11 protein-coding genes, 8 tRNA genes and 1 pseudogene are annotated in these 11,805 nt (G+C 55.1%); 18 read left to right on the forward strand and 2 right to left on the reverse strand.

Annotated features, from left to right (window positions below):
* Nucleotides 1-63 precede the first annotated feature (63 nt).
* The 8 genes from L248_RS14485 (at nucleotide 64) to L248_RS14520 (ending at nucleotide 850) form a co-directional block, all read left to right on the forward strand.
* A tRNA-Phe gene (locus L248_RS14485) sits at nucleotides 64-136 on the forward strand.
* Nucleotides 137-141: 5 nt separating this feature from the next.
* Nucleotides 142-222, forward strand: a tRNA-Tyr gene (locus tag L248_RS14490).
* Between the two features lie 5 nt (nucleotides 223-227).
* A tRNA-Trp gene (locus L248_RS14495) sits at nucleotides 228-298 on the forward strand.
* A gap of 22 nt (nucleotides 299-320) precedes the next feature.
* A tRNA-His gene (locus tag L248_RS14500) sits at nucleotides 321-393 on the forward strand.
* A 44-nt stretch (nucleotides 394-437) separates the two neighbouring features.
* Nucleotides 438-512: transfer RNA gene (locus tag L248_RS14505), tRNA-His, on the forward strand.
* A gap of 6 nt (nucleotides 513-518) precedes the next feature.
* Nucleotides 519-590, forward strand: a tRNA-Gln gene (locus L248_RS14510).
* A 66-nt stretch (nucleotides 591-656) separates the two neighbouring features.
* Nucleotides 657-727: transfer RNA gene (locus L248_RS14515), tRNA-Cys, on the forward strand.
* Nucleotides 728-765: 38 nt separating this feature from the next.
* Nucleotides 766-850, forward strand: a tRNA-Leu gene (locus L248_RS14520).
* A 101-nt stretch (nucleotides 851-951) separates the two neighbouring features.
* Here the strand turns inward: L248_RS14520 and L248_RS14525 are convergent.
* Entirely contained in the window at nucleotides 952-1,482 is a 531-nt protein-coding gene (locus tag L248_RS14525; protein ID WP_052000098.1) for a hypothetical protein, read from the reverse strand.
* 141 nt (nucleotides 1,483-1,623) lie between these two features.
* Here L248_RS14525 and L248_RS14530 point away from each other — a divergent pair, with 141 nt between their 5' ends.
* A complete protein-coding gene (locus L248_RS14530) occupies nucleotides 1,624-2,211 on the forward strand; it encodes a DNA-3-methyladenine glycosylase I (protein WP_022531017.1) in 588 nt (195 codons plus the stop codon).
* Between the two features lie 82 nt (nucleotides 2,212-2,293).
* On the opposite strand, the gene L248_RS14535 is transcribed toward L248_RS14530, so the two are convergent.
* Nucleotides 2,294-3,094, reverse strand: a complete 801-nt coding sequence (locus tag L248_RS14535) for a DUF975 family protein (RefSeq protein ID WP_022531018.1) — start codon at nucleotides 3,092-3,094, stop codon at nucleotides 2,294-2,296.
* Between the two features lie 196 nt (nucleotides 3,095-3,290).
* On the opposite strand from L248_RS14535, the gene L248_RS14540 reads away from it, so the two are divergent.
* The 9 genes and pseudogenes from L248_RS14540 (at nucleotide 3,291) to L248_RS15475 (ending at nucleotide 11,595) form a co-directional block, all read left to right on the forward strand.
* A complete protein-coding gene (locus L248_RS14540) occupies nucleotides 3,291-3,500 on the forward strand; it encodes a hypothetical protein (protein ID WP_040537095.1) in 210 nt (69 codons plus the stop codon).
* Between the two features lie 207 nt (nucleotides 3,501-3,707).
* Nucleotides 3,708-3,950 (forward strand): GlsB/YeaQ/YmgE family stress response membrane protein, encoded by a 243-nt coding sequence (locus L248_RS14545; RefSeq protein WP_040537100.1) that lies wholly within the window; start codon nucleotides 3,708-3,710, stop codon nucleotides 3,948-3,950.
* Nucleotides 3,951-4,072: 122 nt separating this feature from the next.
* On the forward strand, nucleotides 4,073-5,260 hold the full coding sequence (locus tag L248_RS14550) for a glycosyltransferase family 4 protein (RefSeq protein WP_022531021.1): 1,188 nt from the start codon (nucleotides 4,073-4,075) through the stop codon (nucleotides 5,258-5,260).
* Entirely contained in the window at nucleotides 5,257-6,303 is a 1,047-nt protein-coding gene (locus L248_RS14555; RefSeq protein ID WP_022531022.1) for a glycosyltransferase, read from the forward strand. Before L248_RS14550 ends, L248_RS14555 begins: the two co-directional genes overlap by 4 nt.
* Nucleotides 6,300-7,352 carry a lysylphosphatidylglycerol synthase transmembrane domain-containing protein gene (locus tag L248_RS14560; RefSeq protein WP_040537096.1) on the forward strand — a complete coding sequence of 351 codons (1,053 nt, stop codon included), beginning with the start codon at nucleotides 6,300-6,302 and terminating at the stop codon, nucleotides 7,350-7,352. Before L248_RS14555 ends, L248_RS14560 begins: the two co-directional genes overlap by 4 nt.
* A 79-nt stretch (nucleotides 7,353-7,431) precedes the next feature.
* Nucleotides 7,432-7,665 (forward strand): YkuJ family protein, encoded by a 234-nt coding sequence (locus L248_RS14565; RefSeq protein ID WP_040537097.1) that lies wholly within the window; start codon nucleotides 7,432-7,434, stop codon nucleotides 7,663-7,665.
* Between the two features lie 452 nt (nucleotides 7,666-8,117).
* Nucleotides 8,118-10,196: pseudogene (locus L248_RS14570) on the forward strand (LTA synthase family protein); the annotation flags it as partial.
* A gap of 171 nt (nucleotides 10,197-10,367) precedes the next feature.
* Nucleotides 10,368-10,817: a Fur family transcriptional regulator gene (locus L248_RS14575; protein WP_022531026.1), complete on the forward strand. Its 450-nt coding sequence runs from the start codon at nucleotides 10,368-10,370 to the stop codon at nucleotides 10,815-10,817.
* A 97-nt stretch (nucleotides 10,818-10,914) separates the two neighbouring features.
* Nucleotides 10,915-11,595: a phosphotransferase gene (locus tag L248_RS15475; RefSeq protein WP_022531027.1), complete on the forward strand. Its 681-nt coding sequence runs from the start codon at nucleotides 10,915-10,917 to the stop codon at nucleotides 11,593-11,595.
* The last annotated feature ends 210 nt before the right edge of the window (nucleotides 11,596-11,805 follow it).

Below are 11,805 nucleotides of genomic sequence, written 5' to 3' on the forward strand. Positions count from 1 at the left end.
GGTTATCACGCCTGCCTGTCACGCAGGAGATCACCGGTTCAAATCCGGTTGGGACCGCTTAATGGCTCGGTAGCTCAGTTGGTAGAGCAATGGATTGAAGCTCCATGTGTCGGCGGTTCGATTCCGTCCCGCGCCATTGATGGAGGAGTAGCGAAGAGGCTAAACGCGGCGGACTGTAAATCCGCTCCTTCGGGTTCAAAGGTTCGAATCCTTTCTCCTCCATAAATAGGGATATAGTTTAAAGGTAGAACTACGGTCTCCAAAACCGTCGGTGTGGGTTCAATTCCTACTATCCCTGTTGCCTAATGATCAACATGATGGCGGTATTGGTGAAGTGGTTAACACACCGGTTTGTGGTACCGGCATGCGTGGGTTCGATCCCCACATACCGCCCCCATCTTTCTAGCAGCATCGATCAACGGCAAAACAGTACCATGGCGGTATTGGTGAAGTACGGTTAACACACCGGTTTGTGGCACCGGCATGCGTGGGTTCGAGTCCCACATACCGCCCTTCATTGGGATATAGCCAAGCGGTAAGGCAATGGACTTTGACTCCATCATGCGCTGGTTCGAATCCAGCTATCCCAATTCAAATATCTGGTTGCGATGACACCAGTCATCTGGTAAGATATTTGAAGGATTTATTTCCTTGGTGGCGGTATAGCCAAGCGGTAAGGCAGAGGTCTGCAAAACCTTCATCACCGGTTCAATTCCGGTTACCGCCTTTGCCTTTCTGAGGCGCATAGCACCATTAATTGAATATGCCGGTGTGGCGGAATTGGCAGACGCGCGGGACTCAAAATCCCGTGCCCGTTGAGGGCGTATCGGTTCGACCCCGATCACCGGTATCACAAGAGAGACTGCGGTTTCTCTTTTTTTGTATCATAAATACGCCCGGCCCCGCGGCCGAGCGTTTTCTAATCTCATTCCCTTACGCCGGACTGCACCGTCACTGCCCGGCCCCTTCGCTCTTCAGCGCATCAATCAAGTCCGTATTATCCATCGCCTTATACGCCTTATACGCCTGCAGCCAATTCCCGTCCGCAATCGCCTGGCGGATGCTGGTGAACTCGGGGTGGGAGAAGACGAAGCTGCTCAGGGCTTGCGCTTGACTGGCACTGATACCGGTCTCCGACTGGATCAGCGAAGCGGCGCTGGCCGATGACTGAGCCGCCTGCCGCACTTGCGACATCGAGGTATTCTGCAGCCGGCTGGCGGCTTCGTCAATTAGCGCATCGGTGGTGCTGTTGCCGCTCTTAGCCCCTTTGAGGGCCGTGACGAGCTGGTTCTTGGCCGCCGTATCCACTGGCGTGTCGCGGCCGCCCATGGCGCTGCGGAGCACATTGTTGGACTGGAACGGGAAGGCAATGACCAAGCCGACCAGGACTGCGACAACGATGAGAAAGCCGATCAAGATCTTGGGCCATAGCCGTTTTTTCTTCTTGTCCGGGTGCAGCCGCTGCTGCCGAGAACTGGACATGGGTGATTCCTTCTTTCTGCCTTGCAACCTGACTGGAACAAACGTACGCTTATTATACCATGGACCAAGGGCGGGAAATTCAATCGGTAATGTGCTTAATTAATGCGTAATCTAAACTGTAAGACAGAAAGGATGAGGACGATGATCAAGCGTTGTGCCTGGGCGACATCGGGGAATGAATTGTTATTGGCGTATCACGACCAGGAATGGGGGCGGCCGCAGACGGATGAGCGGGCGATGTTCGAATTGCTGTCGCTGGAGATCATGCAGGCCGGGTTGAGCTGGCAGACGGTGTTGAATAAGCGGTCGGCGCTCAAAACCGCCTTCGCGAACTTCCAGATCGATAGGGTGGCCGGCTTCACAACGCAGGACCGGGAGCGGCTGCTGCAGGATGCGGGCATCATACGCAACCACCGCAAAATCGATGCCATCCTGAGTAATGCGCAAGCGGTACAGCACTTGCACCAAGAGGGAACGACGCTGGCAGAATTTCTGTGGGGGTATGTCCACGGACAACCCATCGTCGGCCATTACCACACGGCTGACCAGGTGCCTGCCACCACGCCGTTAGCGACCCGCATCGGTGAGGATATGAAGAAGGCCGGGTTCAGTTTTACCGGGCCAAAGGTCATCTATTCTTGGCTGGAGGGCAGCGGCGTGGTCAACGATCACCTGGTCGGCTGTTACTGTTTCGCCGAGACCAGCCGCCTTTTGCCAGAATTTAAGTAGAGAAAAGCATCCTGACCGCGCGTGAAGCTGAAGCGTGGGCAGGATGCTTTTCTTAACCTATGTGGACGGTGCAGGAAAGTGATTACTTCTTGCTGACCGCCGGATTGAGCAGGTCGGGCTTGTATTCCTTCAGCTGAGTGTAGAAACCGGCGTAGGTCATCGACATGTAAGGGTAGATCCAGAGGTATGGCAGCATGCCCAGGAACAAGGTGAGCAGGCTCCAGCCGATGAAGCTGAGTTGCAGCACGAAATACTGCCACTTGAAGCCGGACATCAGCTGCCAGCTGAGCTTCAGTGCCTGGAAAATGTTGCCGTGGCCGGCGTCGACCGCATCGTGGTAAATGTAGTACGTCTGGGAAAAACCGATTTGGATGATGACGACGCAGATGAACGCGATGCTCATGAGCACGTCGATCCATAACTTATCGCCGATGGCGCCAATCAGGGACGGGATGTAACCGATGAGTGAGAGAACGATGTAGTTGACGATCAGGCCGCCGATGTATTCCGGCCGAAAGCCGATCAAACTGCGAAGAAACGGGTTCATCTGGTCGGGTTCCCGCCGCCACAAGCTCAAGAAACCGAGGGCGGTGCTAGCCATGAGCAGGGTCGCCAGTAAATCCAGCAAGATATTTTGGACGCTGCTAGTGCCGGCGGAAGCGTTCAACAGCAGCGACCGGGCCAGCAGATTGGTGCTGTCGCTGGCGGCACTGGCTGCATTGGGGTTGGCCTTCATGGTCGCCATGGCTTGGTTGATCGCCGCGGCTTCCGTGAAGAACAATACCAAGAACGGCAGGAGACCGACGAGGATGGCCTCGCCCCAGTGGCCGCGCAGCTTCTCTTTGGCTTCTTTTTTGATCTGTGCACGTGCAATGTGCATCATGAATTCCTTCTTTCTGACTTTCTGAAAAATGTGCTAATTCCAGTATAAGCTGGCCTTGCCGGGGAAGAAAGTCATTTGCACCGGCGGGCTTAATCTTTTCTTGACCATTCAGCAAACAAACTTCACGGATCAATGGCAAATTCTTTACGTCTAGCCGGTATAGTAAAGACAATCAAGTAAACGAGAGGTGAACAACATGACGCAACGCATTCCTGTCCGGATCGTATCGATCCAAGGCCAGACCATCTACGGAATTGAAGAGGATGGCCACATCACGCGGGTGTACATGACCCCGACGCAGGCCCAGGATCCGTTGTACCTGCGGATCCTGCGGCGCATCCAGCGCTCCCAGCTGTGGCTGGCGATGAATCCGCGCCACCAGTTGGTCGATGACGGCTGGCTTTAACAATTGCTGTATAAGAAATGACCGGCTGCGCGGGCGGCAGTCGGGGCGCCACTCACACTGCCTGAGGTCTTGCTGAATGTCAGCGAGGCCTTTTTTTGCCGTCAACCAGGGAGAATTCAGTCTTTGGGACCATCTTTGCCTCCGCTGGCCTTGCTATAATCGAATCAATCATCGGAAGCTGTCAGAAAACGGAGGCGGATTACTATGCTGCATTGGTTATGGGTACTGATCGTGGGGGCCATCGTTGGCGCCATTGCCGGGGCGATTACCGGCCGGGGCAAAGCGATAGGCTGCATCACCAATATTGTGGCTGGACTCATCGGCGCCGGCGTCGGTCAAGCCCTCTTTGGCCACTGGGGCTGGCACGTGGCCGGGATGGCCGTGTTCCCAGCCATCATCGGCGCGGTCATCGTCGTGGCCGTCGTGTCGTTCTTTGTGGACCGGAACTGAGGCCCATCTTACAATCCTGAAAGGCGGTTTTCACCGCCTTTTTGCTCGTGTTATGGTATTGTATAGTTAGGTTTTAATGACTAGGAAACGGTTCCACATTCGATTGTTGAGGAGGCAGACCCGTGAACATTGGGTTGTTTACAGATAGTTATTTCCCCCAGGTGAGCGGGGTGGCAACGTCCATTAAGACGCTGGCCGACAACCTGGAGAAGCGGGGCAACTCCGTCTATATTTTCACCACGACGGATCCCCACGTGCCTAAGGACGCCGTGGAACCCAACGTCTTCCGTTTTTCCAGCATTCCCTTCGTCTCTTTCACGGACCGGCGAATCGCGGTCGGCGGTTTCATTCGCGGACTGGAAGTCGCCAAGGAACTGAAGCTGGACATCGTGCATACCCAGACGGAGTTTTCTCTCGGCCTGCTGGGTAAGTACGTTGCCAAGCAGCTGGAGATTCCTGCTGTCCATACGTATCACACCATGTACGAGAATTACCTGCACTACGTCTTGAACGGTCACTTATTACGGCCGTACCACGTCAAGCAGTATATGCGGGCTTACTTAGCGAACATGAACGGCGTCATTTGTCCCAGTGAGAAAACCCGGGAGTCCCTGATTGGCTACGGCATCAAGATCCCGATGCGGGTCATTCCCACCGGCGTGGACCTCACCCAGTACCAGCAGGCGCCTCAGCAAGACGTGCGGACCGAATGGGGCCTGGCGCCGGATACGCCGGTGATGCTCTCCTTGAGTCGGGTGGCCCCGGAGAAGAAGATCGATCTAGTCCTGGACGGCTTCCCGGAGATCGTCGCCCAGGTGCCCAACGTGCAGCTCCTCATCGTGGGCGACGGCCCCGCGTTAGACGACTTGAAGTCTCAAGCCCAGCAACTCGGCGTGGCGGATCACGTCATCTTCACGGGTGAAGTGCCCCATACCCACGTGAACGATTACTATCACGCGGCGAATGTGCTCGTCTCGGCGTCCGACACCGAGTCGCAGGGATTGACCTACATCGAAGCGCTGGCGGCTAATTTAAAGGTCGTGACCCGGGCCGGGGAGTACACCAATCATCTGTTTGATGATCCCTCCCTGGGACTGACGTTTTCGACCCAGCCAGAAATGGTCAAGGCCGCGGTAGAATATCTCCAGCATCCCCATGCCTTTGATGACGAAGCCACGCGGCAGCGCAAGCTGTACGACATTTCGGCCGATCACTTCGGCGAACAAGTGCTGAGTTTCTACCGCACCGCCGAAGTTCACTACGCCTCCATGGTGTATGACGAAGATAAAGATGGGGAGTTTTTTGAATGATCAAGATCCACATGTTTTCCTCGGCGACGAAGGTGGCCGGGCAGGGTGTCGGCAGTGCGTACACCGAGCTGATGGGTTTGCTGCAGCGTCATTTTCCGGAGACGTTTGATGTCCGGGTCAATGATTACAGTGCCAGCGACATCAGCCACTACCACACGATCGACCCCCAGTTCTTTTTGACCATGCATGAGAAAAAACGCGGACGGCGGATCGGTTATGTCCACTTTCTGCCGGAAACACTGAAAGGGTCGCTCTCGATCCCCTGGCCGGCGGATGATGTCTTCTACAAATACGTCATTGCCTTCTATAAAGCCATGGACCAGCTGGTGGTGGTGAACCCCAGCTTCATTCCCAAACTCGCCGATTACGGCATTCCGGCCAGTACGGTGGAATACATCCCCAACTTCGTCTCTCAGCAGGATTTCTATGCTTATCCGGCAGACCAGAAGCGGTCGTTGCGGTCCGCTCTGGGAATTGCCCCGGGGGCTTTCGTGGTCTTCGGCAACGGTCAGGTGCAGGAACGCAAGGGTGTGCGCGACTTCATTACCTTGGCCCAAACCCACCCGGACGTGACCTTCATTTGGGCCGGCGGTTTTTCTTTCGGCCGCCTCACGGACGGCTACAGCGACTTTAAGAAAGCCATTGATAATGCGCCTAAGAATTTGACGTTTACCGGGATCATTCCCCGGGAGAAAATGCGGGATTATTACAATGTCGCGGATCTTTTCTTACTGCCCAGTTACGACGAGCTGTTCCCCATGTCGGTGTTGGAGGCGTTTGCCTGCGGCGTACCCGTCATGCTGCGGGACCTCTCGCTGTACCACAGCATCATCAATAACCGGTATCTGCCGGCAGCGGATGAACGGGAGATGGCCGCGCAACTGGAGCGGGTCGTCGCCGATCCCGCTGCGCTGGCCCCCTGGCGTGCCCAAGCCAAGGCGGCCGCCCAATACTATTCCGAAGACCGGCTGGCTGGTATTTGGGCCAAGTTCTATACGGCCCAGGCAGCCCTCGGTCAACGGACACGAAGAAGGTCATCATGAGCCGCCGCAATAAGATCGCATTCGTTGTCATGCTTGCCCTGAGTATGGGCATTCTGTTCTTCGAATTGCGTACCGTCAACATGGCCCACTTCTGGCGCGACCTGCTGAACATGAACTGGTGGTGGCTCCTAGTCGCTATTGCCATCATGATTGGCCAGTTGTGCCTCGAAGGGGTGATCATGCAAGTCCTGACCAACGACGGCAAGACCCACCTCAGTTACCACAATGCGGTGCGCGTGCCGTTCATCGAGCAGCTTTTCAACAGCATCACGCCGTTCTCTTCCGGCGGCCAACCCGCAGAACTGATCGCCATGATGCAGTCCGGGGTGGAAGCCGGGAAGTCCAGTTCGCTACTCTTAATGAAGTTCGTCATTTATCAGCTAGCCGTTCTGGTCAACTTCGTTTTGACGATGATCGTGGGTTTCTCCACGGTCGCCCAGCGTTTCTCCGGCCTGGCCTGGCTGATCCTGCTGGGGTTCGTCACCCATCTCTTCACGATTGCCACGCTGCTGCTGATCATGTTCTGGTACAAGTTCACCAAGCGGCTGCTGAAGATCGTCATGACGCCAGTGGGCTGGTTTATGCACAAGGAACGGTTCACTGCGCTGATGGAGAACCTCGACCGCAAGATCGATACGTTCTACGAAGAGAGCCAGCGCTTGAAGAAAGAAAAGAAGCGGGTCGCCAAAGCGGTCGTCTTAACGATGATCCAATTGCTGATCTACTATAGCATTCCGTACTTTGTGCTGCTGGCGCTGGGCCATTCAGACGTCAATCCGTTCTCGGTGATGTCGATGCACGTCATGATCGTGATGATTACTTCCATCTTCCCGATTCCTGGGGGGACGGGCGGTGCAGAGTACAGTTTCCGGACCCTGTTCTCCACATTTCTGCCCAATGCGTCCCAACTGGTCTTGGGAATGCTGCTGTGGCGGTTCATTACGTACTATGTGGGGATGTTCTCCGGAGTCGTCGCGCTGGCTGTACCAGCGCATAAGGACGCCGAGCAGGCGCCAAAAAAATCAGCCGAAGTCGATAATAATGCCTAAAAACATGCACATTTTTCTCCACATGTGCCCCGACATTTGTTAAACTGACAATGAAGCCTGAACTGAAAGGGGCATGGGCATGGAAAGCTCACAATTAGTAGCGATCATTAATCGCCTGGACGCCATGATCAAAGAAGACGGCCAAGAAGAACGCACCCGGCGCTTTGAGATCGACGGCACCGAAAAATGTGCGGTGACGTACGATCCCACTTCTGACTCGTTCACGTTGGAAGAGTTCGACGCGCACCAATCGTTCCAATTCGATAACATTGATCTGGTGGCAATGGAAATCTACGACCTGTTGTACGATTAAGCAGGCCGGCGGTGAACAGGCACATGAGCTGGGACGAGCGATTGTTCCAGTTTTTTTGTATAGAGGGCGGAGGCGAGCGGTTAGAAGCGTAGGGATAAGGCCGAGCAAGGGAAAAACCCGGACTTAGGTTTTGCCCTTGCTCGGCCTTATCCCCTAGCTTCTGCTCGCCTCCGCCCGTTTGGAGAAGCCACCCTGCACTTGGGATTTGTGGCTTAAGGTCCTCAGACCATGGTGGCCTGCCCGCCGGAGCCCGTTTATCAGCCGCCAGTCTCTCCAGCCATACCAACCCTCCTTAAAGAATGCCTTAACATCCCGCCCAGCCTGAGCACCACCGTTGTTATTTACCGGCGACTCAGGTACAATTTCCACAGACTGTAGTGATTATCGGGACAGTAATTAACGCACCAATGCACCATTGAACGATTGACAAACTATGCGTGGAGGAACTTTTCATGAAAAATGCGTTGCAGGCAGTACGGCGGTTCATGAACTCCCGGTGGGGCTTCTTCCTGCTGGCCGTTGTCCTGTTTTGGATCAAGACGGTGTATGCGTACACCACCAAGTTCAACTTGGGCGTTAAGGGCGGGATGCAGTACCTTTTGCTGGTACTGAACCCTTTGCCGACCACGCTTCTTTTGTTTGGGGTGGCGTTGTACATGAAAGGGCGCAAGTCCTACGTCGTGATGATCGTGATCGATCTGGTGACGTCCACCTGGCTGTTTGCCAACGCCTTGTACTATCGGGAATTTTCTGACTTCCTGGGTATCAACCTGATCAAGGGCAGCGGGGCGGTCTCCAATAACCTGGGCACCAGCATCATGGGGATCATGAAGCCCTCGGACTTCTTCCTGTTCCTGGATGTTGCGATTCTCATCCTGCTGTTGGCGTTCAAGGTGATCCGGGTGGACATTCACCCCATTAAGATTCGGTACGCTCTGACCGTGACGGCCTTTGCACTGGCGCTGTTCGGGTTGAACCTGACGATGGCGCAAAGCGACCGCAGCGGGCTGCTGACGAGGACCTTCGACAATAACTACATTGTGAAATATCTGGGTCTTAACGCGTACTCCGTCTATGACAGTGTGAAGGCGGCCCAGACCAGTGCTGTCCGCAATAAGGCCGACAGCTCGGACATGAAGAGTGTGCTCAGTTACCTGAAGACTAGCCGGGTGGGGCCGAATACCCAGTATTACGGCAAGGCCAAGGGCAAGAACATCATCATAATTCACCTGGAGTCGTTCCAGCAGTTCCTGATTGACTTCAAGTGGGATGGCCAGGAAGTTACGCCCAACCTCAACAAGCTCTACCACGCGAACGACACGCTGTCCTTCGACAATTTCTTCCACCAAGTCGGCACCGGCAAGACGGCGGATGCCGAAATGATGATGGAAAACTCCCTGTTCGGCTTGCCGGAAGGCCCGGCGATGGTCCAGTACGGGACCACCAACACCTTCCAAGCCGCCCCAGCCATTCTTGACCAGAAGGGGTACACCACTGCCGCGTTCCACGGCGACGTGCCGTCCTTCTGGAACCGGGACAATACATACAAGTCCTGGGCCTACGATTACTTCTTCAGCACCAACTACCTGCCGAAGAAGGCCAGCTACATGATGAATTACGGTATGAAGGACAAGATCTTCATGCTGGAGTCGTCCAGCTACTTGGAGAAATTGCCCCAGCCGTTTTACGCCAAGCTGATTACCGTGACGAACCACTATCCGTATCCGCTGGATAAGGCTAACCAGACTATCAGTAAGACCAATACCGGTGACAACACGGTGGACGGCTATGTTCAGACTGCCCATTACCTGGACCAGGCGATCGGCGAGTTCATGAGCTGGTTGAAGAGCAGCGGCCTGGAGAAAAACACCATGGTCGTCTTCTACGGCGATCACTACGGGATTTCTGCCAACCACAAGAAGGCCATGGCGAAGCTGACCAACAAGGACACCTTCAACAACTATGACAATGCCATGTATCAGCGGGTGCCCTTCATGATCCACATGCCCGGGCTGCAAGGCGGCATCAACCACACTTTCGGCGGCGAGATCGATGCCCTGCCGACGATCCTCGACTTGGCCGGGGTCCCGAACACCGATACGGTCCAATTCGGCCAAGACCTGCTGGCGACCAATCGGAACCAGATCGTGCCGTTCAGAAATGGGGACTTCGTGACGCCGAAGTACACCAAGGTCGGCTCGACCTATTACGACACGACCACTGGCAAGCAGCTCAAGCTGACCGCGGCCCAGAAGACGGAGATCGAGAAGATCAACAACCACGTCCAGACCGACCTGTCCCTCTCGGACCGGGTAATTACCGGCGACCTGCTGCGTTTCTACAAGCCGAATTGGTTTAAGAAAGTGGACAAGAGCGACTATAATTATAAGAAGAGCAAGGGGGACGCTTTACTGAAGAAAATGATGAAGTCCACCCCCACCAGTCTCTTCCAGAAGAACAACGACAAGACCACGCTGGACAGTTATAAGACCAACGCCCCGGAGCTGAAGAGCAGCAGTCATTACAGTGCTGATGCGGATGGGGAGGCTGCGGAAAATAGCGCCGCGGATGCGGAGAGTGAGTCATCCGCCAGCAGTTCGTCAGCCGCATCCAGCAGTAGTGCCGATGCAAAAAGCTCAGAGTCTTGGAGCATGAGTAGCAGTAGCAGCAGTAAGTAGGGTTTGGAGAAAGGATGACGCCAGATGGCTACCGAAACACTCAGTCCCAGTGCGTTATTGAAGAAGTCCCACACCCGGGTGACCCCGCAGCGCGAGGCCATTCTCGGATTCCTAATGGGCACGGATTCTCATCCCACCGCGGATGACATTTATCATCACTTAGCCGACCGGTTCCCCAACATGAGCGTGGCCACGGTTTACAACAACCTGCGTACCCTCACTGGGCTCGGCCTGATTCAGGAATTGTCGTACGGCGACAGCTCCTCCCACTTCGACTTTGTCGAGACGGCCCACTATCATGCCATCTGCCAAGTCTGCGGAAAGATTTTCGACGTTTATTACCCCGGTTTGAACGAGATCGACACGATCACGGAGAATGCCACCGACTTCGCGGTCACCAGTCACCGTATCGAAGTCTACGGCATCTGCAAGGATTGCCAGAAGAAGCTGGCAGCGGAGACGCCGGCCGAGTAATATGAATGAGCATCAGCCAGCAGGCTGGTGCTTTTTCTGTATTGTCTGACGCTGCGAGGACGGTTCATGGGGCAACGATGAGAAAGGGGGAACTTTAATGACCGAAGAAATACCATTGACCGGTGGCCGGGTGACGACAGGGGTCGTCCGCGTGGGGCAGACGGTGCATCGTCCTGTTGGCCCGCGCAGCCCGTTCGTTCATCGGGTACTGAACGTTTTAGGCGGGCACAATGCGCCGCAGTATCTGGGCGATGATCAGATTGGCCGGGAGGTGTTGACCTATATCCCGGGTGCCGTGCCTGCCGACCTCGGCTTCTTTTCCTTAGGGCAATGCGTCCAAGCCGCCCGGCTGATCCGCCAAGTCCGTGACCGTTTGAGTGAGTTTCCTGATTGCGGCCCCGGCCAGACGGTCTGCCACAATGACTTGTCGCCCTGTAATTTTGTGTTTCAAAGAGGACAGCCCGTCGCCATCATTGACTGGGACGCTGCCGCAGTTGGCGACCCGTTGGACGACTTAGCCTATGCCCTTTGGCTGTGGCTGGATCTGGGCAACCCAGATAATGATTTGGTGTCATGCCGCACACGGCTTCAAGCGATGCTGACGGCCTATGGCGTTCCCCGAACCCAGTGGCCGAGTTTCAGCCAGTGGATTCCACAACAAATGGCTCGGGTCGCAGTTTCTGCGATAGAAACACCGGGCCGTACCCGAGCCGTGCGTGCTTGGGTCGCCCGCTGCAGCGCGTGGTGGCAAAGCCACGGTGCCGATTTGCTGCGCTGATTTTAGAAATTATTTTTGCCCGATGGATTCTGTGTTTTTGAAATATGGAGGCGAACGTGCCGTGCAGGTTCACCCAGATTATTCTCTATATCCATACGATAGTTACCACTGGGAGGTTATCGTTCATACTTTCAGAAACGCGTGTCAATACTTTGTAAAAAGGGTGTTGACGGCAGGGCCGTGGGCTGATAAGATATTATTCGTTGTCGT

Origin of the sequence: Schleiferilactobacillus shenzhenensis LY-73 (genome assembly GCF_000469325.1) — a bacterium.
Taxonomy (GTDB): domain Bacteria; phylum Bacillota; class Bacilli; order Lactobacillales; family Lactobacillaceae; genus Schleiferilactobacillus; species Schleiferilactobacillus shenzhenensis.